The organism is Micromonospora yongxingensis (assembly GCF_052601155.1).
The window spans coordinates 127406-150196 of sequence record NZ_JBQXEO010000008.1 but is presented as its reverse complement, the minus strand read 5'-3'; the positions used below and the strand labels follow the sequence as shown (position 1 = coordinate 150196).

At 74.0% G+C, this 22791-nt stretch carries 18 protein-coding genes; 8 read left to right on the top strand and 10 right to left on the bottom strand.

All coding sequences use genetic code 11. The annotated features are described in order from the left end of the window. Positions 1–20: 20 nt before the first annotated feature. Genes ACTWLT_RS12705 through ACTWLT_RS12695 form a run of 3 tightly spaced genes read right to left on the bottom strand, consistent with a single transcriptional unit; the run spans position 21 to position 2811 of the window. Positions 21–683: an acetyl-CoA carboxylase biotin carboxyl carrier protein gene (locus tag ACTWLT_RS12705; protein ID WP_445318642.1), complete on the bottom strand. Its 663-nt coding sequence runs from the start codon at positions 681–683 to the stop codon at positions 21–23. A 14-nt stretch (positions 684–697) separates the two neighbouring features. Then, a complete protein-coding gene (locus ACTWLT_RS12700; protein ID WP_445318554.1) occupies positions 698–2476 on the bottom strand; it encodes an acetyl-CoA carboxylase carboxyltransferase subunit alpha in 1779 nt (592 codons plus the stop codon). Beyond that, positions 2473–2811 (bottom strand): TcmI family type II polyketide cyclase, encoded by a 339-nt coding sequence (locus ACTWLT_RS12695; protein ID WP_445318553.1) that lies wholly within the window; start codon positions 2809–2811, stop codon positions 2473–2475. Before ACTWLT_RS12695 ends, ACTWLT_RS12700 begins: the two co-directional genes overlap by 4 nt. A 447-nt stretch (positions 2812–3258) precedes the next feature. On the opposite strand from ACTWLT_RS12695, the gene ACTWLT_RS12690 reads away from it, so the two are divergent. The 5 genes from ACTWLT_RS12690 (at position 3259) to ACTWLT_RS12670 (ending at position 8538) form a co-directional block, all read left to right on the top strand. Further along, on the top strand, positions 3259–4053 hold the full coding sequence (locus tag ACTWLT_RS12690) for an AfsR/SARP family transcriptional regulator (protein ID WP_374557476.1): 795 nt from the start codon (positions 3259–3261) through the stop codon (positions 4051–4053). 91 nt (positions 4054–4144) lie between these two features. Continuing rightward, positions 4145–4492, top strand: coding sequence for a TcmI family type II polyketide cyclase (locus ACTWLT_RS12685; RefSeq protein WP_252415606.1), 348 nt, complete (start codon positions 4145–4147; stop codon positions 4490–4492). Between the two features lie 13 nt (positions 4493–4505). After that, on the top strand, positions 4506–5855 hold the full coding sequence (locus ACTWLT_RS12680) for an FAD-dependent oxidoreductase (RefSeq protein WP_445318552.1): 1350 nt from the start codon (positions 4506–4508) through the stop codon (positions 5853–5855). Positions 5856–6098: 243 nt separating this feature from the next. Continuing rightward, on the top strand, positions 6099–7112 hold the full coding sequence (locus tag ACTWLT_RS12675) for a helix-hairpin-helix domain-containing protein (RefSeq protein WP_445318551.1): 1014 nt from the start codon (positions 6099–6101) through the stop codon (positions 7110–7112). 181 nt (positions 7113–7293) lie between these two features. Beyond that, a complete protein-coding gene (locus ACTWLT_RS12670) occupies positions 7294–8538 on the top strand; it encodes a low temperature requirement protein A (protein ID WP_445318550.1) in 1245 nt (414 codons plus the stop codon). Between the two features lie 44 nt (positions 8539–8582). Here the strand turns inward: ACTWLT_RS12670 and ACTWLT_RS12665 are convergent, their stop codons facing one another. Together ACTWLT_RS12665 and ACTWLT_RS12660 are read right to left on the bottom strand one after the other, a co-directional pair. Next, positions 8583–9335, bottom strand: coding sequence for a maleate cis-trans isomerase family protein (locus tag ACTWLT_RS12665; RefSeq protein WP_445318549.1), 753 nt, complete (start codon positions 9333–9335; stop codon positions 8583–8585). Beyond that, a complete protein-coding gene (locus tag ACTWLT_RS12660) occupies positions 9332–10159 on the bottom strand; it encodes a hypothetical protein (RefSeq protein WP_445318548.1) in 828 nt (275 codons plus the stop codon). The genes ACTWLT_RS12665 and ACTWLT_RS12660 overlap by 4 nt, the downstream gene beginning before the upstream one ends. 249 nt (positions 10160–10408) lie before the next feature. Between ACTWLT_RS12660 and ACTWLT_RS12655 the strand changes: the two genes are divergently transcribed. After that, positions 10409–10615 carry a hypothetical protein gene (locus ACTWLT_RS12655; RefSeq protein WP_252415601.1) on the top strand — a complete coding sequence of 69 codons (207 nt, stop codon included), beginning with the start codon at positions 10409–10411 and terminating at the stop codon, positions 10613–10615. A 221-nt stretch (positions 10616–10836) separates the two neighbouring features. Beyond that, on the top strand, positions 10837–11796 hold the full coding sequence (locus ACTWLT_RS12650; RefSeq protein WP_445318547.1) for a TIGR03557 family F420-dependent LLM class oxidoreductase: 960 nt from the start codon (positions 10837–10839) through the stop codon (positions 11794–11796). 83 nt (positions 11797–11879) lie between these two features. Here the strand turns inward: ACTWLT_RS12650 and ACTWLT_RS12645 are convergent, their stop codons facing one another. From ACTWLT_RS12645 to ACTWLT_RS12625, 5 genes are all read right to left on the bottom strand, one after another. Further along, the gene (locus ACTWLT_RS12645) at positions 11880–13379 is read right to left on the bottom strand and encodes a right-handed parallel beta-helix repeat-containing protein (protein ID WP_445318546.1); all 1500 of its coding nucleotides are present in this window, start codon (positions 13377–13379) and stop codon (positions 11880–11882) included. A 182-nt stretch (positions 13380–13561) separates the two neighbouring features. Then, positions 13562–15658: an APC family permease gene (locus ACTWLT_RS12640; RefSeq protein WP_445318545.1), complete on the bottom strand. Its 2097-nt coding sequence runs from the start codon at positions 15656–15658 to the stop codon at positions 13562–13564. 87 nt (positions 15659–15745) lie between these two features. Further along, positions 15746–16147, bottom strand: a complete 402-nt coding sequence (locus tag ACTWLT_RS12635) for a hypothetical protein (protein ID WP_445318544.1) — start codon at positions 16145–16147, stop codon at positions 15746–15748. Between the two features lie 362 nt (positions 16148–16509). Then, complete coding sequence (locus tag ACTWLT_RS12630) at positions 16510–17280, bottom strand: DUF5995 family protein (RefSeq protein WP_252415598.1); 771 nt, start codon at positions 17278–17280, stop codon at positions 16510–16512. A 135-nt stretch (positions 17281–17415) separates the two neighbouring features. Further along, positions 17416–20316: a helix-turn-helix transcriptional regulator gene (locus tag ACTWLT_RS12625; protein WP_445318543.1), complete on the bottom strand. Its 2901-nt coding sequence runs from the start codon at positions 20314–20316 to the stop codon at positions 17416–17418. Positions 20317–20512: 196 nt separating this feature from the next. Between ACTWLT_RS12625 and ACTWLT_RS12620 the strand changes: the two genes are divergently transcribed. Beyond that, positions 20513–22771 (top strand): AAA family ATPase, encoded by a 2259-nt coding sequence (locus tag ACTWLT_RS12620; RefSeq protein WP_445318542.1) that lies wholly within the window; start codon positions 20513–20515, stop codon positions 22769–22771. The last annotated feature ends 20 nt before the right edge of the window (positions 22772–22791 follow it).

The following is a 22791-nucleotide window of genomic DNA, read 5'->3' as shown; positions in this document are numbered from 1 at the left end:
CGGTCACCCCACCCGCGCCATCAGGCCGGATCCAGCTCGACCAGCGGCTGGTCGTACTCCACCGGCTGGCCGTCGTCGACGAGGATCGCGACCACCCGACCGGCTCGGTCGGCGACCACCTCGTTCATCAGCTTCATCGCCTCGACGATGGCGACCGGCTGACCCGGGCGGACCAGGTCGCCGACCGCGACGAACGGCGCCCCTCCCGGCTCCGGCGCCCGGTAGAAGGTGCCGACGATGGGCGCCCGCACCGCGCCGCGCCCCGGCACCGGCGGGCGGATGAGCGCCGCCGGTGGGCCGGGCACCGTCGCGGCCGGCGGCGCCGTCGCCTCCCCATCCGGCAGCGGAGCCGGGGGTACGTCCGGTCGCGCCGCCTCGCCGGGGTGCCACTCCACCTCCAGCACCGCCGGACCGCTGCGCAGCCGGATCCGGCGCACCGGCCCGGTCAGCTCGGCGACCAGCTGCCGCGCCTGCCGGCGCAGCCCGGCCAGCACCTCCTCGTCGCGCGCCCCGGCGTCGTCGGGTCGACTCCCCTGCGCCGGATGGCCCGCCCCGGGGCGGACCTGGTCGCCTGGATCGGCATGCAGACACGCGCCGTCGTGCCCGGCCGGCCGACGGTCGGCGCCCGGCGACCCGGCGGCGGGCGCGGCGTCGCCGGCCGGGTCCTCCACAGCGGACGACACTCGCTCGGCGGCGGTCACCGGGCACCCGCCCGGGCAGCGAAGCGCGCCGCGCCGAACCGCCGGAACCGCTGCCGGCGGAGGCGGACCAGCATCGCGGGCGGTACGTCCAGCAGCGGCAGCAGGTTGGCCAGCAACGCGGCGCGCAGCCGTCGGGCGGTCTCCGCCGGGTCGTCGTGCGCGGCAGGCGCCGGCTCCGGCACGATCTCGTCGACCACGCCGAGCCGCCGCAGGTCGGGCGCGGTCAACCGCAGCGCCCGGGCCGCCTGCGGCGCGGCGGACCGGTCCGGCCAGAGGATGGCGGCGCAGCCCTCCGGGCTGATCACCGAGTAGACGGCGTGCTGGAGCATCAGCACCCGGTCGGCGACCGCCAGTGCCAGCGCGCCGCCGCTGCCGCCCTCGCCGGTGATCACGGCCAGCACCGGGGTCGGCAGCACGGTCAGGGTGAGGATGTTCTCCGCGATGGCGGCGGCCTGGCCCTGCTCCTCGGCGTCCACCCCCGGGTCGGCGCCGGGGGTGTCGACGAGGGTCACCACGGGCAGACCGAGTCGGGCGGCGAGGCGCATCAGCCGCAGCGCCTTGCGGTGCCCGGCGGGGCTGGCCATGCCGAAGTTGCGGGCGACCAGCTCGGCGGTGGTGTGCCCCTTCTGGTGGCCGATCACCATCACGTGCCGGCCGTCCAGGCGGGCCACGCCGCCGACGACCGCCGGGCAGTCCGCACCGAGCCGGTCGCCGTGCAGCTCCACGAACCCGTCGAAGACGGAGTCGAGATAGTCCAGTGTGGTCGGCCGTCCGGGGTGGCGGGCCACCCGCACGGTGTCCCACGCGTCACACGCCGTCGACCCCGGCTCGCCGCCGGGCGCGGGGGTGCCCGGCCGCCCGGTGACCGCGTCCCGGCCGTCGTCGGCCGGCGGAGGCGCCGACTCGGCGCCGGCCAGGCGCTCGCGGCGCGGCGCCAGCTCCTGCCGGGGTACGGGTGGACGGACCGGACGGGCGGCGCGGGTCGCGGCCAGCAGCGCCATCAACCGTCCGCGCAGCGACCGGCGCTGCACCACCATGTCGACCTGACCGTGCCGCAGCAGGAAGTCGGCGGTCTGGAAGCCCTCCGGCAACGCCCGTCCGGTGACCTGGCGGATCACGCGGGGGCCGGCGAAGCCCATCCGGGCGCCGCTCTCGGCCAGCACGAGGTCGGTGTTGGTGGCGAACGAGGCCGCCACCCCGCCGTAGGTCGGGTCGGTGAGGACGCTGACGGTGAGCAGACCCGCCTCGCGCAGGGCGGCGATGGCCTGGCTGACCGTGGCCATCTGCATCAGCGACAGCGCGCCCTCCTGCATGCGCGCCCCACCCGAGGCGGTGACCAGGATGAGCGCGCTGCGGTCGTCCAGCGCCCGCTCGGCCGCCCGGGTGATCAGCTCGCCCACCGCGCAGCCCAGGCTCCCGCCGAGGAACCGGAAGTCCATGACCGCCAGCACGGCCGGGTGCCCGCCGATGGTGGCGGTGCCGCAGACGACTGCCTCGGCCAGCCCGGTGCTGGCCCGGGCGGCGGTGAGCCGGTGCGGGTACGGCAGCACGTCGACGAAGTCGATCGGATCCGCCTCGGGCAGTCGCCCGGACAGCGGGCGCAACGACCCCGGGTCCACGAGCTGGCGGAGGCGTTCCGGGGCGCCGAGCCGGGCGTGTTCTCCGCACTCGGGGCAGACGTCCAGGTTGCGCCGCAGGCGTTTGCGGTAGAGCAGGCTCGCGCAGCCGGCGCAGCGGGACCAGAGCTGCTCCTCGCGCGGCGCGGTGGCCGTCACGACCGCCGCCCGGCGTCCGCGGCGTCGAACCGGTAGAAACAGCGCGCCATCGCGTCGCGCGGCTCCCGCCAGGTCGGCAGGTACGGCGAGACGTATGGGCGCAACCGGTCGCTGACCCGGACGAACTCGGGATGGCCGCGGGCGGCCTCCACCGCGCCCTGTGCCGGCTGCTCGGTTTCGAGCAGGTGCACGTAGAGGTCGTGCAGGCGGTACAGCGAACGGTGCCGGACGCCGACCAGGCGCGGCAGTTCCGTCGCGTCGGACTCGGCGAAGATCTCGGCGACCCGCTCCTCGGCGGTCGGGACCACCTTCGCGACGATCAGCGATCGGTCCATGGTTGGGCCTCCCCCCACGGCGTCCGGGCCGGCGGCGGGTGACCCCCGGACGCGCTGGACGACTGCCGACACGATGCGTCAGTCCTCGTCACGGCGGCGTCACCGTGACGGGCCGTTCTGCGACGCTCACTGGTGACGCTGCGTTGACGCAACCTGTGTATCAGCTATGTGCCGCGCCGCCCTCGACCGACGGATCCCCGTGTAAGTTTGACCAGTTCAGAAGCGATCTCATGGTTGACCGTCACCGATAGAAGGTCCACGCCGCCGTTGACGCACCGTGACCGCTATTGATAATCTTCACCGTGGTCAGCCCGGCGGCTCCGGCGGGCGGGGCCCCGCCCCGACAGCCGTGGTCGCGCCCCGACGTTGGGGTCGACAGTGGCGTCACGGGCAGCCATCCGGGACACAGGAGACAGTCGGGACGAGCGTTCCGCAGGGGGTGCCGCCGTGGCCGCTGATCCGTCCGTGCCGACCGCCGGAGGTCCTCCCGACGCTGGCGTCTCACTGCACCTGCTCGGCGGTTTCCGACTACTGCGCGGCGCGACGCCGGTCGTGGTGCCGCGCGGGTTGCAACGGGTCATCGCCCTGATCGGGCTGCGCCCCGGCGCCACCCGCAGCCAGCTGGCCGGCCTGCTCTGGCCCGACGCGTCGGAGGAGCGGGCGCTGTCGTCGCTGCGTACCGCCCTGTGGCGGCTGCGGCAGGACCCGTGCTGCCCGATGACCGTGGCCGGTGACACCGTGCGCCTCGGCCCGGCCGTCCGACTCGACGTCGACGACCTGGTCGGCACGGCGGCCCGCGTGCGCGACGGCGACGACCCCCGTACCGCCGCCGGAGCGCTCGCCGCCGGCCGGCACGACCTGCTGCCCGGCTGGTACGACGACTGGGTCCTGCTGGACCGGGAACGACTGCGCCAACTGCGCCTGCACATGCTGGAGCAGGTGGCCGGGCAGCACCTCGTCGCGGGGCGGCACGGTCAGGCGCTGGAGGCCGCTCTGGAGGCGATGGCGGCCGAGCCGCTGCGCGAGACGCCCCACCGTCTGGTGGTGCGCATCCACCTCGCCGAGGGCAACGCGTTCGAGGCCGTGCACGCCTTCTACGTCTACCGGGACCTGTTGCGCCGGGAGCTGCGCCTGGAACCCAGCCCAGCGATGAGCGCCCTGCTCGACGACACCCTCGCCCCGATCCGCGAGGCGAGCCGGGAGGCGGCCGGCCGGCCGTCACCGGTCGGCCGGCGCACGTGACGGTGACGTGACAGGCGCTGCGGCACGGTGGGCACCAGGAGCACGTGGCCGTCGACGCGAGGGTCGGGGAGCCACCGGCGGAAGGGGTCCCATGAGTCGTCTACTGATCGTCAGCCGGATCATCCCGGGCGCGGAGGGGCGGGTCGCGCAGATCTTCGCCGAATCCGACGCCACCGAACTGCCCGGTCTCACCGGTGTCACCCACCGGTCCCTGTACTGCCTGCACGACCTGTACGTGCACCTCATGGAGACCTCGGACGTCGACCCGGACGCGCTCGCCGCGGCCCGCAACCACCCGCTCTTCCGGCAGGTCAACGAGCGGCTCTCCGCGCACACCTCGCCGTACCTGCCGACGTGGCGCTCCCCCCGGGACGCGATCGCCGGCTGCTTCTACCGGTGGGACGCGGCCGAGGCGCCCGCGGCGCACCCGGCCGGCTGAGCGGACGGCCGACGTGTCCGCCCCGCCACCGCACGTCCTGATCATCGGCGCCGGCACCGGTGGGCTGTGCCTGGCGCACGGGCTGCGTCGCGCCGGGATCAGCGTCGCCGTCTACGAGCGGCACCACCACCGCGCCGAGGGGTTGCTCGGCTACCGGGTGGGCATCGGCCCGACCGGTAGCCGGGCACTGCGCGAGTGCCTGCCACCGGAACTGTTCGCCACGTTCCTGGCCACCTGCGCCCGGCCGCCGCGCTACTTCAACGTGGTCACCCAGGGGCTGCGGCAGACCGCCTCGTTCGAGCTGCGACCGGATGCCGACCCGGTGCACACCGAGCACTCGGTGGCCCGGATGGTGCTGCGCCAGGTGCTGCTGACCGGCCTGGACGACGTGGTGCACTTCGACCGGACCTTCGTCCGCTACGAGCAGCGCGACGATGGCACGGTCACCGCGTACTTCGCCGACGGCACCAGCGCCACCGGGGACCTGCTGGTGGCCGCGGACGGCACGCACTCGGCGGTGCGCCGCCAGTACCTGCCGCACGCGGTCACCCGGGACGCCGGCACCATCAACATCGCCACCCGCATCCCGCTGACCGCGCACACCCGCGACCTCGTCCCCGAACGGGTCCGTCAGGGCATCTCGCTGATCTTCGGCACGGGCGGGATGATGGGCGTCCTGCACGTGATGGAGTTCCGGTGGGACGCCGGGCGGGCGATCAAACCCGGCGTCGACGACACCGAGGCGGCCCTGCTGCGTGACTGGCCCGGCCTGGCCCACGACACCACCACCGACAACATCAACCTGATCGTCTGGAGCGCGTCCCGCCGCTTCCCGGCGGATGTCATGCAGCGCCGGGGCGAGGATCTCGTGCGGGTCGCCCTGGACCTCACCCCGAACTGGCACCCGCACCTGCGGGAGCTGTTGACCCGCAGCGACCCGGACAGCGCCCTACCGATCAAGGTGACCACGTCCGAGCCGGTGCCGCCGTGGAAGAGCAGCACGGTCACCCTGCTCGGCGACGCCATCCACACCATGACACCGGGTCGCGGGGTGGGCGCGAACACCGCGCTGCGCGACGCCCGCCTGCTCTGCCAGCAGCTCAGCCGCGCCGTCGCCGGCGACAAGACACTGCTGCAGGCGGTCGCCGACTACGAGGCCGCGATGGTCCCGTACGGCTTCGCCCGTGTCACCGAGTCACTGAACCGCAGCGGCACCAGCGGCGACGACCGGATGTACCGGCCGGTGGTGGGTCGGCTCGCGCTGCTCGGCGCGCGTGGCTACTTCGGGGTCACCAGCCGGGTGCCCCGACTGCGGCGCCGGTTCGTCGACGACTTCCACACCTACGAGGGCGACCAGGACTGATCCCGGTTCGAGAAACCCAGGCCCGGCACCGCGCCGGGCCCGGGTTTCGACGTGTTCCGCGCGACGCTGCGTCACCCGCCGCGCACCGCGTGCGGCGACCGTCCCACCCGTACCACAGCCGACCCATCCTGCCTGTCGTCGTGAACGCGCGTGTGCAAAGCTGCGGCGAGTTTTTCTCGTGACTTTTCCGACGAGGTGATAGGGAGGTTCGCCGTGGCGTGGTCTATCGGACACTCGCTGATAGTGGTACTGGCACTGCTGCTGGGTCTGGCCGCCGGGTGGTTGCTGCGCGGCCGGCAGGGCGTACGGGCCAGCGGACACGCTCCGTCGATCGTGGACGGTGGTCCCGTCGCCGGCCTGGCCGTGGTCGCCACCCCGGCGCCGGCGGCCACCACCGACGAGGCCCGGCCGGAGGCGGCTGTCGACCCGGCGCCCACCGCGGTCCTCGACGAGCCGACCCCGGTGGACACGGTGAGCGCGCCGGCAGCGGTGATCACCACGCCGGACGGTTCCGCGCCGAGCACTGTCGACCCGGGCGACATGGCGCTGACCGACGCCCCGCCCGCCGGCCCCGCCGCTGAACGGTCCGACGCGGACGACCTCCCGCCGGTGCCGGTCACGGACCCGGAACCCGCGCCGGTCGCGGTGCAGGAGCAGCCAGCTCCGGCGGTCGTCGTCGCCCCCCGCCAGCCGGTGGACGACAGCACGCCCACCGACGCGCCGCTGACCGAAGCCCCGCTGACCGGTGCCGAACCGATCGAGGCCACCTCGACGGAGGTCGCGCCGACGGAGGTCGCGCCGGTCGAGGCCACGCCGGTGGACACCACGCCGGCCGACACCACGCCCGCCCACACCACGCCGGCCGACACCGCCTCGGTCGACACGACGCCGGCTGACGTCGACGCGGAGCCGGTGCGGGCCACGCCGCCGGTCCGCCCGACCGCCACCGCCACCCCGCCGGTGCGCCCGACCGCCGCCACCCCGCCGACCGGAGCGGACACCGACCCGACGGGCCCGGCCGACGACTTCCGCCGGATCCAGGGCGTCGGGCCGAAGATGGCCGCCGCGTTGCAGGCCGCTGGCGTGCGCACCTACGGCCAGCTCGGCGAGCTGGACGAGCCCGCGCTGCGCGACCTGATCCGGGCCGCCGGCCTGCGCGCCGCCCCCGGCCTGGCCACCTGGCCGCAGCAGGCCCGCGTCCTGGCCGGCGCCGGCGACGAGATGGTCGCCGTACTGCCCGACGGCAGCCAGGGCTGAGGTCCTACTCCGAGCCCCCGGCGGCCGTCCACGCGACGGCCGGCCGGGGGCTCAGCCGTTCGGGCGGAAAGCCCGCGGGTCGACCGCCAGGCAGGGCGATCGGACCGGCGGCGAACCCGGTCGGGAGAAAACGCGATGAATCCGGGGTAGGGCTCCCGGCTGCTCGTTACCGTCGGTCGAGGTGGCCGGAGCGGCCCGCCAACGTCGACCGGCCCCGCAGGAGCAACCCGTGCACTTCGCCGCGCCGGAGCCCGGGTCCCGCCCCCCGGTGCGCGACCCGGAGTCCCCGCGCCGGGTGACGCTGCTCGAACTCTTCTTCGACCTGGTGTACGTCGTCGCGCTCGCGCTCATCTCCCGCGGCATGGTCGTCGGCCTCGACTGGCACCGGGCCGCCGAGGCGCTGATCCTGCTGGGTGCCGTCTGGTGGACCTGGGCCATCACCACCCTGGTCACCGACATGTACGACCCGGAACGCACCGAGATCAAGCTGCTGATCACGGCGGTGATGTTCGGCGCGCTGCTGATGACCACCGCCATCCCCGAGGCGTTCGGCGCCCGAGGGCTGGTCTTCGCCGCCACCTACGTGGCGATCCACCTCGGCCGCGGGTTGTTCCTGATGCCCATCGTGCGCCGCCATCCGGAGACCCAGCGCAGGGCTGCGCGGATCTTCGTCTGGTTCGCCGTGTCGGCGATCCCCTGGATCATCGGTGGATACGTCAGCGACGACGCCCGGATCATCTGCTGGGCCGTCGCGCTCGCCATCGACTACGGCGGTTTCCGGCTGGCGTACCCGGTGCCCGGCCTCGGGGTCGTGCCGGAGAAGCAACGCAACGTCACGGCCGAGCACCTCTCCGAGCGTTACCAGCAGTTCTTCATCATCGCCCTCGGCGACGCCATCCTGACCATCGGCACCATGTTCAGCCTGGCGCACTCCGAGGCGGAGAACATCGGCTCGTTCGCGGTGGCGTTCCTGACCACCCTGGTGCTCTGGCGGATCTACGTACACAAGTCCGGAGAACTGCTGCCGGTGGCCATCCAGGCGTCCAGGGAGCCGAGCAAGTTCCTGTTCACCGCCCCGTACACCCATCTGCTGATGGTCGCCGGGGTGGTGACGACGGCCGCCGGGTTCCACCTGGTGCTGCACGAGCCGACCGGGCGCACCCCGCCGGCCTGGCTCGCGGTGATCCTCGGCGGCCCCGCACTGTTCCTGGCCGGCCGGGCCGCCTTCGAGTACGAGGTGTTCAGCCGGGTGTCGCTGTCCCGCCCCGGCGGCCTGCTGGCGCTGCTGACCATCGCCCCCGCTACGCTGTACCTCCCGCCGGTCTTCGCATCCCTGGGCGCACTGCTGGTGCTGACCGGTGTCGCGTACGCCGATTACCGGCGCAGTCGCGGAAAGCCGCCGGAGGAGCCCGCACCGCCACACTGAAACCGGTGCTGTGGCACGAAGACGTGAACGGCGTACCGCTGCGCTCAGCGCGTGCCGGCCAGCAGCCGACCGGCGTCCGGCACGTACGGCTCGATGCCCAGACCGGTGAGCAGTTGGTGCACGGTGGCGGTGGCTGCGGTGAGCACCGGACGGCCGACACGCGCCTCCACCCGCGGCACCGCGGCCAGCGACGGCAGCTGTACGCAGGCGGAGAGCACCACGGCGTCCACGTCGGTCACGTCCAGCCGGTCGGCCAGCTCCACCAGGCGCTGCGCCGGGATCCGGCCGACCGCGACGTTGTCCGGTTCGCTGAGGCTCACCGCCTCGGTCACCCGCACGCCGTGCTGGGCGAGGTAGGCGGCGACGGTCGCGGTCAGCGGCGGCAGGTACGGCGCGATGAGCGCCACCCGGCGGGCACGCAGGACGCGCAGCCCGGCGACCAGGGCGCCCGCACTGGTCACCACCGGCATCTCGTGACCGGCGCGCCCGGCAGCGCGGCCCAACCGCCGCTCGGCTCTCTCGTGCGCGCCGGCGCCCTCGCACATCACCGCCACCAGGCAGGCGTACGCGAGCACGTCGCAGCGGGCGTCGGCGAGCTCGGCGGCGCACCGGACGGCCGAGCGGTTCATCCGGGCCAGTTCGTCGGGGGTCACCTGGTGCAGCCGGACCCGGCTGGCGTGGGTGGTGAAGTGGACCGTCGGGTCGACGGTCTCACGCCGGCGCAGCATCGCCGGGATCTCGGTCTCCATGGTGGTGTTCGAACTCGGCACCACCAGGCCGATCCGGTAGCCGCTCACACCAGCGCCCCGGCGTACCCCCGGACCCGCAGGCGCTGTCCGGCGGTGCGGCCGAGGCGCACCTGAAGGCCGAGCGGCGCGGCCGCGCGACGCACGTCGTCCAGGTGCAGGGAGCCGTGCCGGTCCACGGTGAGCACCGGCGGCTCCTCCAGCTCGCCCTCCGGGGCGTGGAAGGACAGCAGGGTCACCGAGGTCGTCAGGTAGCCCGGGTAGGCGGCGCGGGCGGCCGCCTCGTCGGGGTGGGCGAGCACCACGAGGTCGTCGAGGTGGGCGAAGTCGGCGGCGAGACCGTCGGCCTTCCAGTGCGCCGGCTCCTCGGCTGCGCCGGTGAGGTGCCGCGACCGGTTCGCCGAGGTGATGTAGAGGTGGTCGGATCCGGTCTCGACGAGCGCCCGCTCGAAGAAGGCGTTGGACGGGCAGGTCAACCCGGGCGCGATCACCTGGGTGGTGCGCAGCCCCCGGTCGATCTGGGTGAGGTGCTCGGGCAGCCGGTCCGCCGCCGGGCCCCGGAAACCGAACGGCCCGGCACCGTAGAGGGCGTCCATCAGCGCCCGCACCCGGCCGACCGGCAACCGGCGCGAGATCCGGGACCAGTCGAACATCGCGGGGATCCGGTCGACCGCGGTGGTGATGCTGCCGACCTGGTGGACCGGCCGGCCCTTGGCCACGTTGACCCGGCGGACGGTGGCCGCGTCCGGTCGGGTGACGATGACGTAGAAGTTGGCGAACGCCGCCGCGACAACCGCGCCGCCGGCCAACGCGCGGGCAGCGGCCGCGACGTCCTCGGGGCGGTCGATGTACAGGGGCGGTGTCGGGGCGTCCATGAGTCCTCCTCGGCGGGGGCCTGAGGCAGTTCTACGTCCGGCGGCCCGTACCGCGGCCGGGTTGGTCGTCGATCCGATAGCCGACCGGCCGCGGGCGATGCGGGCGGCCGATCCCGGGCCGTACCGACGGCGGACAGTGCCGGCCGGACGGACGATCCCCGGGGGTCGTCACGGGCAACCGTTAGCCGCGAGACGGGATTGGGTACAACGCCTGCACCTCGATCCACCACATTCCCTCAGGAGGCAGCGATGCGCGGCACCTCGATACTCGGAGTCATCGTCGTGATCTGGCTGATTATCGGCGCGATCGCCGGCGGCCAGCGGGGCTACTACAGCGGCGACGACACCAACTGCGCCGAAGCCGGCACCATCCTGGTCACCATCGTGGCCGGGCCCCTGAACTACATCGGCGCCAACCCGAAGGTCGACTGCAAGCTGCCCGAGCCGTCCAAGTAGGACGAAGACGCCCGGCCCGCGCCCTCCTCCGGGGCGCGGGCCGTTCTCTGTCCGGACCAGAACCGCGCCTCCACAGCAGGGGTTCTCTGTCAGCGCCGGGACGACCGCCACCTCGCCTAAGCCGTCCTAGGAGGCTATCTCGCCAGGCTCGGTCACGTTTGTCGGCTCGGAGGCCGGGAACGACGCGGCGTCAGCCGCGGGACGGAACACGGGAGTGTGGCATGCAGATCGGCTACAAGCTGGCCTCGGAGGGCTACGGGCCACAGGAGATCATCCGGCAGGCCGTCCGGGCCGAGCAGGTCGGTTTCGACTTCGTGGAGATGAGCGACCACTTCCACCCCTGGCTCGACGTCCAGGGCCACTCGTCGTTCACCTGGAGCGTCCTGGGCGCCATCGCGGCGAAGACCACCACCCTGCGCCTGGCCACCGGCGTCACCTGCCCGACCGTCCGCTACCACCCGGCGATCATCGCGCAGGCCGCCGCCACCATGGCGCTGATCTCCGACGGGCGGTTCACCCTCGGCGTCGGCGCCGGCGAGCGGCTCAACGAGCACGTGGTCGGGCAGGGCTTCCCCAGCGTGCGAGGCCGGCACGAACGGCTGCGCGAGGCGCTGAAGATCATCCGGCTGCTGTGGCAGGGCGGCTACCAGTCGTACGAGGGCCGGCACCTGCACCTGGAGGACGCGCGGGTCTTCGACCTGCCGGAGAATCCGCCCGTGATCGCCGTCGCGGCCAGCGGTGAGGCGTCGGCCCGGCTCGCCGCCGAGCTTGGCGACGGGCTGTTCGCCACCGAGCCGGAGGCGTCGATCGTCGAGCACTACCGGCGCGCCGGAGGGGCGGGCCCCCGCTACGCCGAGGTGCCACTGGCCTGGGCCACGGACGAGCCGCAGGCGGTCCAGGCGGTCCTGCAGACCAGCCGGTGGATGGTCACCGGCTGGAAGGTGATGAGCGAACTTCCCAACCCGGTCAACTTCGACGCGGCCAGCTCGTACGTCGAGGAGAAGCACATCCGCCAACTCTTCGCCGTCGGACCGGACCCGGAGCCGCACGTGGCCAAGGTCCGGTCGTACGTGGAGGCGGGCTTCGACCACATCGTGCTGCAGAACGCCGGCCCCGACCCGGACGGCTTCCTCGACTTCTTCGCCGGCGAACTGTCCGGGCGGCTGCGCGCGTCGGGCTGACGCCGTCGTCCGGGACGACACCGGCCGCCCCGACGATCGTCGGGGCGGCCGGTCGCGCTCGGGATGGGCGCGCGGGTCGCCGGTCAGCGGAAGCAGTGCGCGATCGGCACCGCGCTGCCCTCGCAGTTGGTCGGCTCGTTGTCGACGACCACGCTCTCGTCGTCGATCTTGACCTGGGCGTGCTCGCCGAAGATGCCGCCCGGCTTCACCGTGGCCGCGTTCCGGGTGACCTTGCTCGTGAAGATCGCCACCGAGCCCGCGGTGGCGTAGATGCCACCGCCCTTGGACGCCGCGCCGACCGCCTCGTTACCGGTCACGTCGCTGCCACGCACCAGAAGGTTCGACCTGGCGGCGTAGATGCCGGCGCCGATGCCGTGGGTGGTGTTGCCGTCGACCACGCTGTCGTCCAGCGGCAGCAGGCCCTGCACGCTGGAGATGCCGCCGCCGTTGACCGTGGAGGTGTTGCCGCGGATGGTCATCTTACGCATCACCAGCACCGCGTCGGAGTTCGCGGCGCCGCCGCCGACCTGCGCGGTGTTGTTCAGCAGCTCGGTGTCGTACACCTTGGTCCGGGCCGAGAAGCTGGCCAGCCCGCCGCCCTGGGTGGCGCTGTTCTGCGCGAAGGAGGTGCTCTCCACCTCGGCCGCGCCCCGGTAGTTGCCGAGCCCCCCGCCATAGGCGTTCGCGCTGTTGCGGTGGAACTCGGAGCGCTTCAGCGTCAACACGCCACCGTTGAGCAGGCCCCCGCCCTTGCCCGCGGCGCCGGCGGCGCTGTTGCCGATGAAGGTGGAGTCGGTGACCACCATGTTGCCGTCGTTGAAGATCCCGCCACCGCCGCCCTCGGGGGACAGTGAGGTGCTCTGGGTGACGGTGACCCGCTCCACGACGGCCGTGGCGCCGTGCACCACGTGCAGGCTGCCGCCCTCGATGGCCGACCGGCCGTTGTGCAGTTCCACGTCGCGCAGGGTCAGCTCGCCACCGTCGCGGACGGTGAAGAAGCGGAACGCCGCGGCATGGGCGTCGCGGGCGATGGTGGCTCCGGCGCCGTCGATCGTGATGGGCTGGTAGATCACCGGCAGGCCGGCCGTGTCGTCGGCCGGGTTGCGCGGCGGCGCCTCAGCGTCACCCGGGGTCTCGGCGGCGTCGGCCGCCTCCCGCGCGTCCCGGATCCCGCCGTCGTACCGGTCGGTCTCGTGGAACGCCTCGGTGAGGGTGTACCGGCACTTGGGCGCCAGCCGCAGCTCCGCGCCGCCCTCGGCGTTGGCAGTCACCAGCGCCGCCACCAGCTTCGCCGCGTCGCAGGGCACCGACACGACCCCGCGCTTGCCGGTGCCCGGCGTGCCCGGTCGGCCCTGCTCGCCACCGTCGCGCTCCGGACCGGCCCGCCGGTCGTCGTCATCCCGTGCGGCGGCGGTCAACCTGCCCAGGCCCGGGAGGGAGAGGTCCCGGTCGGCGGCGGCGGCGACCCCGGCCGCGCCGGCCGCTCCCACCACGAGGCTCCCGGCCAGGAACCCACCGGCTAAGAACCATCGGGACCGCCGTCTTGGTCGAGCCGGGCGGTCTCCTCCTCGGTACGTGGACATGAGGTGCCTACCTTCCTGCCTGCGTGACGTGACCGCGCATCGATCCGGGCGCGGGGGGCTCGACGTGCCGCCGGCCACCAAACGCCACGATAAATCCGCAATACGGACAGGAAGGTGTGAACGTGAATAGTGCTGTCATTCACCTTCAAATTCGCCCCACGCGTACGCCGCACCTACCCCCGTCAGCCGCCGACGTGGATGCCGGGACGCCGCAGCGGATCGGGCTCGGTACGGCGAATGATCTCCCGCACCACCGGCGGGGTGTCCCCCCGACCGAGGATGAGGTAGCGCAGCAGGTGCGCGATCGGGCTCCCCTCCGACCACTCGAAGTGCGCGTGTGGCCGAACCCCGGTGGCGTCGCGCAGGGCCAGCAGGATCGCGGCGATCGCGTTGGGCGCCGCGGGACTGTCGGCCCGCAGCACCCGGAAACCGCCCACCTCCACCCCGCGCACGCGCAGCACCTGACTGAACTCCGACGGGTCGACCACGTCGATCTCCAGGAACAGCACGTCGGCGGCCCCGGGCACCGGGTTCATCCCGCGCTGCGCCCGCTCCTTGACCGTGTACTCCTTCACCGAGCCGCTCTGCCGCTTGTTCGCGATCAGGTGCAGCTGCCCGTCGTGGGCCAGCGACTCGGCGATGAACCGGCGGGCCGGCTCGTCGAACTCGATCCGCACGGCGCGCAGCTCCGTGGTCCGGGTGACCCGCGAGACCAACGAGACCACGATGATGCCGAGAATGAACAGCGCGGAGATGGTGATGCCGTCCGGCTGCTCGATGACGTTCTCCAACAGCGCGTACAGCAGCACCAGGGTCAGCACGGTGAAGCCGATGGCGGCCGAGCGCCGGTGGCGGCGGGCCGCGGAGATGGTCACCGCCACCGCGCCGGAGACCATCATCGCCAGGATCCCGGTGGCGTACGCCCCGGCCTGGGCGTTGACGTCGGCCCGGAAGGCGATCGTGATGGCGACGCTGACCACGGTATAGACGATCACCACCGGGCGGACCGCCCGTGCCCACTCCGGGGCCATGCCGTACGACGGGAGGTAGCGGGGCACGATGTTGATCAGGCCGGCCATCGCCGAGGCGCCGGCGAACCAGAGGATGAGCACGCTGCTCACGTCGTAGACGGTGCCGAACAGCTCGCCCAGGGAGTCGTGCGCCAGGAAGGCCAGCGCCCGGCCGTTCGCGGCACCACCCGGCTGGAACTCCTCCGCCGGGATGAGCGCCGTGGTCACGAAGGTGGTCGAGATCAGGTAGACCGACATGATCAACGCGGCGGTGGTGAGCAGCCGCCGCGTGTTGCGGATCCGGGTCGCCAGCCGGGCCTGGGAGTCCACTCCCCCGGCCGCCACCAGCGGCATCATGCTGACTCCGGTCTCGAACCCGGACAGCCCCAGCACCAGCAGCGGAAAGGCCAGCACGGCGGTGAGCAGCACCTGGCCCGGCCCGCCACCCTCCGTCGTCAGCGCGGCGGTCCAGTCCGACACGATGGCCGGCTCGGTCGTGATCCGGATCACCGCGACCACCACGATCACCGCGTTGAGCAGCAGGAACACCGCGACCAGCGGGATCGCGACCACCACGGCCTCGCGGAAGCCGAGCAGGAAGACCCCACCGAGGATGAGCAGCAGCACCACGGTCACCACGACCGGGACCCACGGGCCGTGCAGGGCGTCCGGCAGGTACGGGTTCTCCAACAGGTGCACGGTCGCGTCGGCCGAGGACAGGGTGATCGTGATGATCCAGGAGGTGGCCACGAAACCGAGCAGCACGAGCACGAAGACCTTGCCTCGCCAGAACGGCAGCAGCCGCTCCAGCATCGCCACCGAGCCCTGCCCGTGCGGGCTCTCCTGGGCCACCCGGCGGTACATCGGCAGCATCCCGAACAGGGTGAGTGCGACGATGAGCAGAGTCGCCAGCGGGGAGAGCGCCCCGGCCGCGACCGCCGCGATGCCCGGCAGGTACGACAGGGTGGAGAAGTAGTCCACGCCGGTCAGGCACATCACCTGCCACCACGCGTGCGCCCGGCTCTGCCCCTCGGTGGCCTCCGGGCCGGGTGGCTGCACCCGGTGCTGGAAGAGCCACCGGCGCAGCGGGCTGTCCGGCGCCGCCGGCCGGACCGGGCTGGCCACCCGTTCCGGCATCACCACGCCCTGCCGGCCGCCCCGGTGCGGGCGGGCCGGGTCGCGAGCGGCGCGCAGCGCCGGGTCCAGACCGGTGGGCGGGTGGCGACGCCCGCCCCCGCGTCGAGGTTTCCCCCGGTGCTCCTCAGCCATCGCCCGTCCCACCCTCGCAGGTCCTGATCCGACGGTAGGCGGTGCCCAGCGACCCGACCGGCGGAACCGGGCAGGCGGATGGCCTGCTCAGGGCAGGTCCGGACGAGCGAACAACCGGGCCAGCGCGGGCGGATCGGCGACCGTCACCGTGGCTGCCGGATGCCGGAGCCACCCCGCGGGCGCGATGGCCCGCACCGGCACCCGGAAGCGCAGGCAGACCCCGGCGGCGGTGCTGCTGCCGAAGCTCACGCCACGGTCGGCCAGCGACACGTGCGGACCGATCGCCCGCCACCAGCGGTACGGGCCGCTCACCTCGACGCCGGTCACGTTGGCCCGGTCCGTCCGCAACCGCCACGGCCCGTACCGGATCAGCAGCTCCCGGTCGGTGACGGCGACCCACGCCGTAGCCGGACGGACGCCCAGCAGCGCCAGTGCCGGGCGGAACACCGGCTCGAAGCGGAACGGGAACCGCGTCACGGCGCCGGTCATCCGGCACCCGGTCGGAGCACGGGTCGCGACACCGGGCCACCCGGCCGCAGAGGGCCGGGCCGCGCGGGCCGGGGGCGGGCGGCGGGCCGGCGCCGGGCCAGGACGGTCATGGCGCGGGCGTACCCGCAACGGGCCGGGCGACACCCCCGGATCGCCGGATCTTCCGCCCCCACCCGCCGGCCGGCCCGCCCCGGGCCGGCCGGCGGTGACAGCCGGTCGACACCCCCCGGGCCGACCGACCGTTCCCCCGGTGCCGCCCGGAACCCTCGGACGGCCGTACGGGATGCGCGGGCTGGCGGACGGGACGCGTCCCCGCGCTCCGCCCACCCCCCGGGGCGGAGCGCGGGAACCCCCCGTCCCGGCTACTGCAGGAACGCCCCCAGGGGCGAGAGCAGCAGCCGGCCGAGCGCCGCGGCGTTGTCGTCCAACCGCGTGCGCTCACACTCGCGGGCGTCCGGGTCGTGCCGGCACCGCCAGATCTTCTGCGCGTTACGCCAGGCGACATCGCGGGTGTACTCGACCAGTTCCCCCTGGTACCAGTCGTCGATGTCACCGTTGAGCATGTCGATGAGCAGCTGCCACCGCTCCAGGTAGCCCCGGCGAAGGCCGGGGATCTTGTCCGCGAAGATGTTGTTGATCTCGAGGTAGTCGTGGTGCTGGTCGCTGCCGTCGACCGGCTCCGACTCCAGGTGATCGAACGTGGTCACCAGCGCGAACGGCAGGTCGAAGTTGATGTGTGCGTTGACGCCGGCGGCCGCCGAGGGCAGGGGACGCGCATCCGGCCCACGCATCCGCTCGAACAGGCACGACCAGGCCTTCGGCGTGCCCGGGCTGGAGTCGGTCCACAGTCGTATCGCGTCGAAGTACCGCGCCGCGAACTCGACGTCCAACCGGGAGAGGAACGCCGGGTCGACGAAACGGTCGTCGTACAGCCCGTCCAGGACGCTGCTGGTGATGGTCAGGTACAGCTTGTTGAAGTCGGCCAACGGGCAGCTCTCCTCCAACGGAGGCAGCCGCACCAGCAGGTCCTGGAGCTTGGTGAGGTGGTCGACCACCGCCGGGACGTCCGCGGGATGGTCGGCGAGCAGGTCGACGATGTCCCGGTGCACGGGTCCCCAGACCGGTTCGGTCATCTCTCCTCCATGGTGGTCCGCGGCACCCCCGTGCCGTCGTCGACGATGCTCAGCCTTTCAGCCGACACCCGTACGCCGGATCAGTAGAACGACGTATCCCGGCGCGCACACGCCGCCGGCTGACCGACCGGTCGGTCAGGCGCGCCGGCTGCGCAGCTGGATCGCGCTTGCCTGGACGCGGGTGCGGACCTGGAGCTTGTCGAAGATGTGCGACACGTGCACGCCGATGGTCCGCTCGCTGATGAACAGCCGCTGCCCGATCTCCCTGTTGGTCAGCCCCTCGGCGACCAGGGAGAGCACCTCCCGCTCCCGCGCGGTGAGCGCCGCCAGCTCGTCGTCGACTGGCTCGGCCGCCGCCGCGCCCGGGGCACCGTTGGGGGCCTCGCGCTCCTCCAGCGGCACCCGCGCACGCCCGGCCAGCTCCCGGATCTCCGAGGTCAACGGCACCGCGCCCAACCCCTGCGCCACCGCGTACGCCTCGCGCAGCAGCTTGCCGGCGGTGGCCACCCGACTGCGCCGGGCCAGGAGCGCCTCGGCCTGGCGCAGGCGGGAGTACGCCGCGGGATAGGGGTGGTTGCGGCGGTCCCACTCGGTCACCGAGTTGGCCCACAGCTCCGGGTCGCTGCCGTCCAGGCGGCTCACCTCGGCGGCGCACAGCGCCAGGAAGGCGTCCACCACCGAACGCACCGGCCGGGCGGCGGACGCGCTCTTGCGGGCCACCCGCTCGGCGGTCTCCCGCAGCCGGCGCACCGCCGTCGGGTCGACCGCCACGGTGCGGCTGGCGTGCGCCTCCGCCTCGGCCCGCAGGCCGTGCCAGACCAGCGCGGACAGGATCGTCACGTCGTCGGAGCGGCTCTCGGTCAGGCCGCGCTGCACCGCCTGCCGCGCCACATCGTGCCGGCCCTCCCACATGGCCAGCCCGGCGCGCAGGGTGAGCAGCGGGATGACGTGCCGTGCGCCGCCGCCGGCCAGCACGGTGGCGACCGCGTCGAGGTCCCGGTCGGCGGCGGTGATGTCGCCGTAGCCCACCGAGAGCCGGCACCGGGCCAGCAGCAGCTCGACGGCGTCCGCGCCGGACGGGCGGTGCCGCAGTGCGGCGGCGACCACCTTCTCCGCCTCGGCCCACTGGCCCACCCGGAACAGGCCGTTGGTGGCGATGGCCAGCAGCCGGGTCTCCCAGGTGCGGCCCAGCCCCAACTCGGCAACCCGCTCGGCGCCCCGCCGGGCCACCACCACACCCTCTTCGAGGATGTTCAGCGGCCCGGTCAGCAGCTCCGCCAGGTGCAGGTACGCGCAGGCCACATCCTCCGGCTTGCCGGCCCGCTCGGCGGTGTCGAGGGCCTGGCGCATCACGGCGAGCCCGGCGTCCGGGTCCTCCAGGTAGGCGTCGCTGAAGCCGAGCGCCGCACTGGCCAGCACCACCTCGGTGGCGGAGCCCTCCACCGAGGCGGCCAACTCCAGCGCCTCCCGGGCCCGCCGGCCGGCGTCGGCGTACCGGCCCAGGTGCAGCAGCAGCTCGGCCAGGTGGGCGGCCGCGGTGGCCCGGTCGCGGGGCGAGCAGTCCGCCGCCTCCAGCGCCCGCTGGTACTCCTCCTCGGCCAGCGCCGAACGCCCTGCGGCGGCCAGGTAGCGGGCCCGACGGATGTGCAGTGCGCAGCTCGGCTCACCACCCTGCACCGAGGCCAACTCCTCCAGCAGGGCCAACGCCCGGGCGTGCTCACCGCAGTGGTGGGCCGCCTCGGCGGCGTGCCCGAGCAACTCGACCCGGTCCACCGCCACCGAGGCCGGGTCGCCGGCCAGCTGCAACGCCACCGACCAGTGGCGGTGCGCCTCGGCGTAGCCGTGCAGCCGCTCGGCCTCCTGCGCGGCGGCCACGGCCGCCGGCAGTGCCCGCGCCGGCTCGCCGGCCAGCCGCCAGTGGTGCGCCAGCCGCGCCTGGTGCAGCTCGCCCGGTGCCGAGGTCAGCGCCTCGGCGTAGCGGCGGTGCAGCCCCGAGCGCTCGGCCGGCAGCAGCTCGTGCGCCAGCACCTCGGCGACGAGGCGGTGCCGCAGCCGGTAGCCGTCGTCGTCGCCGACCAGCAGCCGGTGCGCCACCGCGGCGCGGGCCGCGTCGATCAGCTCGTCCTCGGGCAGCCGGAGCACCTGGGCCAGCAGCCAGTGCTGCACCGGCTCGACGCCGGCGGCCACCGCGTGCACCACCTCGTGCGCGTGCTGGGGCAGCGCGTCGACCCGGTCGAGGAAGATCTCCCGCAGCGTCTCGGACAGCCCGTCCCGACCGTCGCGCAGGTCGCGGGCCAGTTCCTCGATGACGAACGGGTTGCCGCCGCTGCGCTGCCACACCTGCTCGGCCGCGTCGGCGGACAGGGGCCGGCCCACCACGGCGGCGGCGAGCCGTTCGGTGTCCGGCCGGTCCAGCGGGGCCAGGTCGAGCACGCGCACCGTCCGCAGTCGGCGCAGCTCGGTGAGGACCCGGCGCAGTGGGTGCGCGCCCTGCAACGACTCGGCACGCACCGCGGCCAGCACCGAGAGCTGGAGGTCACCGAGCCCGGCCAGCAGGTACAGCAGCAACTGCCGGGTGCTCCGGTCGACCCACTGGAGATCATCCAGGATCAGCACCAGCGGCCGCCCCTCGGCGATCAGGTGCAACCCACGGGAGACCCGCTCCAGCAGGGCCCCCGCGCCGTCCGGGCCGGCGGTCTCGTCGGCGAACATCTGCAACAGCCCGCGGACCGCCGACGAGGTGCGGGCGTGCGCGGTGGACAGATCCGCGTCGAAGCGCCGCAACGCCTGCAACAGCGGGTGCAGTGGGGAGGCGTCGCCGATGTCCAGGCAGCTGCCGGTGAGCACCAGGGCGCCCTGGTCGCGCAGCCGGGCGCCGATCTCGCCGAGCAGCCGGGTCTTGCCCACGCCGCTCTCACCGGTCAGGAAGACGGCGGCGGTCTGCCCGTGCGCGCCGTCACCGAGCAGCGCGGACCGAACCGTCTGCACCAGCTCCGCTCGGCCCACGAGCGGGGCGGTGTCCACATCGCTGGCCATGGCACGCAGCCTAATCACACGCCCCCGTAACGTTCTACGGCCATCTGCCGCTTGTGGTACTCCTCGCGTCGACATTGCGACTAAAGGTTGCGTGTGGCCGACATACGTCGTTCTGCCGATCCCCTGTCGGCCCAGCAATGCCAATCTCCGGAGGTCGCCAACCATCACCGCGAGGGGAAAGGCCGGTGCGATACCCATGACCACCACCGTCATCGACACGCAGCGGACCACTCGCCCACACTGGCCGGTGCCGGAGGAGAGACGCACGGTGACCGTGCTCTTCGTCGACATCGTCGGTTCCACCGCGCTGGTCGAGCGGTTGGACCCGGAGGACGTCCGGGCGCTGCAACGGGCCTACTTCGACACCGTCTCCGGCGTGCTGCACCGCTGGCACGGCGTGGTCGAGAAGTACGTCGGTGACGCGGTGATGGCCCTCTTCGGAGCGCGACACTCCGACGGGTTCGACGCCTACCGCGCGGTCCGCGCCGGACTGGAGATCCAGGCCGCGCTGGACCGCCGGCAGCTGGTCGGCGGCGTCAAACTGCGGGTACGCGTCGGCGTGGCCACCGGCGAGGTGGTGGTCGACCTGGGCGTCGCGGTCAGCGGCGGCCACGGCGTGGCCAGCGGTGCCGTGATCACGACCGCTGCCCGCCTGCAGGAGTACGCGCCACCCGGCGCCGTCGCGCTCTGCGCGGCCACCGCCCGGGCCACCGCCGGCCTGATCGCCCAGCGCCAGCTGGTGCCGGTGCCGGTCGGCGGCCGGATGCCCCCGATGCCGGTGTGGCACGCCGTCGGCCCCGTTCGCCCGAGTGCCGACCGGCACGACGGTCCGTTGATCGGCCGTCGCCGCGAGCTGGCCACCGTCCGTGACCAGCTGAACCGGGCGGTCCGCGAGCACAACCCCCGCTGGGTGTCCCTGGTGGGCCCGACCGGCAGCGGCCGTAGCCGGCTGCTGCACGAGCTGACCCGATCATTGACCACTGTGGACGGCGTGGCGGTGCGCTGGTGCGTGGCGACCTGCCAGCCGTACCCCGATCAGGTTCTGGCGCCGGTCGCGGAGCTGCTCCGCGACCTCGCCGGGATCCGTCACGGTGACGGCCCGGAGACGGTCCGCGACCGGCTGGCCGAAGCCCTCACGCCGCTGCTCCCGACGGCCCGCGTCGCGGCGGCGGTGCGGGCGCTGCAACGGCTGCTGGCCGCCCCGGACTCCTCGGCCGAGGCGCTGTCCGGGGCGGCGATCTGCCGGGACGCGCTGCTGCGACTGGCCGCCGACCGGCCGCTCATCGTCGCCGTGGACGACGTGGACCGGGCCGCGCCCGCCGTGAGCCGATTCCTGCACGCGCTGTTCACCGCGGCCACGGCGCGCCGGCTGCCGCTGGCGCTGGTCACCCTGCACCAGCCGCAGTGGGCCGACACCCGGCCGGGTCCCGCCCGACGGGTGGCGATCCGGCCGCTGGCCACGGTGCAGTCGGGGCGACTGCTGCGCCAACTGCTGGCCCGCGCCGGGCAACCGGTGGCCCTGGTGGACCGGCTGCTGCCGCTGGTGGGCGGTCGGCCGGGGCACGCGGCGGCGTACGTGGCATCGATCGTGGACGGCGCGGACCCGGCTGCGCCCCCGCTGCCGGAGCCGGTGCGCCGGGCGGTCGGCGCGGAGCTGGACCGGTTCGACGGCGAACGCCGGGCGGTGCTGATGGCCGCCGCCACCCTCGGCGGCGTGGTCTCCGGCGCGGCGCTGGACCGGGCCCTCGGCTGGACGCCCGGGCGGGCCGAGCCGGCGCTGCGTGTGCTCGTCGCCGCCGGGCTGCTGGTCCCCCACCGTGCCGGCGGGTACGCGTTCGCCGCGCCCGCGCTGCGCCGGATCGCCGCCGAGCGGCTGCCCCGTGCCCTGCGCGCCGTCTTCGCCGACCGGGCCACCGACGCCCCGCGCCTCGACACCGTCCGCCCGGACGCCGTCAACTCCGACTTCCCCGCCGGTGCGGGCCGACCTGCCGCGGTCCACGCCGGCACCGAGGTCGGTGGCTCCGTCGCGCGGTCCGCCGAGGTCGTGCGCCTCGACGCCGTTCGGGCCCGAGCCGGCCGCCTCGACGACGCCTTCGCGGCACTGACTCCGGCACGGCCGGCCGGCCCGGCTGGTCCGGCGCCGTCACACGGACGCGTCCGCACCCCGACAGCGGCCGCGCTGGCTCCAGCGACCAACCGTCCCCCGGCCTCCCGCTGGCTCCGAGCCATCACGTCGGCGGGCGACGTGGCGCCGACGCGGGCCGCAGCGGCGTCACCGGACCGGACGAATCACCGGCCCCCGGTCGAAGACCGACCCTCGGCGCCGATCCGCCCGATGGCTGGGAGGTCAGCCGAACACCGCGCGCTTGCTGGCGTCGGCGCTGGACCGGGCACGGTGCGCGCCGTACCCCGCCCACCGTTGATCCGTAGGCGGGACGGCCTGGCCGCCGCCTGAGGGTCCGCCACCGCCCGCCG

Coding starts and splice junctions, on each gene's coding strand:
- ACTWLT_RS12625 (WP_445318543.1), bottom strand. CDS start 20,316: ATGGCCAGCGATGTGGACACCGCCCCGCTCGTGGGCCGAGCGGAGCTG.
- ACTWLT_RS12660 (WP_445318548.1), bottom strand. CDS start 10,159: ATGGACGCCCCGACACCGCCCCTGTACATCGACCGCCCCGAGGACGTC.
- ACTWLT_RS12640 (WP_445318545.1), bottom strand. CDS start 15,658: ATGGCTGAGGAGCACCGGGGGAAACCTCGACGCGGGGGCGGGCGTCGC.
- ACTWLT_RS12620 (WP_445318542.1), top strand. CDS start 20,513: ATGACCACCACCGTCATCGACACGCAGCGGACCACTCGCCCACACTGG.
- ACTWLT_RS12645 (WP_445318546.1), bottom strand. CDS start 13,379: ATGTCCACGTACCGAGGAGGAGACCGCCCGGCTCGACCAAGACGGCGG.
- ACTWLT_RS12630 (WP_252415598.1), bottom strand. CDS start 17,280: ATGACCGAACCGGTCTGGGGACCCGTGCACCGGGACATCGTCGACCTG.
- ACTWLT_RS12655 (WP_252415601.1), top strand. CDS start 10,409: ATGCGCGGCACCTCGATACTCGGAGTCATCGTCGTGATCTGGCTGATT.
- ACTWLT_RS12685 (WP_252415606.1), top strand. CDS start 4,145: ATGAGTCGTCTACTGATCGTCAGCCGGATCATCCCGGGCGCGGAGGGG.
- ACTWLT_RS12650 (WP_445318547.1), top strand. CDS start 10,837: ATGCAGATCGGCTACAAGCTGGCCTCGGAGGGCTACGGGCCACAGGAG.
- ACTWLT_RS12695 (WP_445318553.1), bottom strand. CDS start 2,811: ATGGACCGATCGCTGATCGTCGCGAAGGTGGTCCCGACCGCCGAGGAG.
- ACTWLT_RS12635 (WP_445318544.1), bottom strand. CDS start 16,147: ATGACCGGCGCCGTGACGCGGTTCCCGTTCCGCTTCGAGCCGGTGTTC.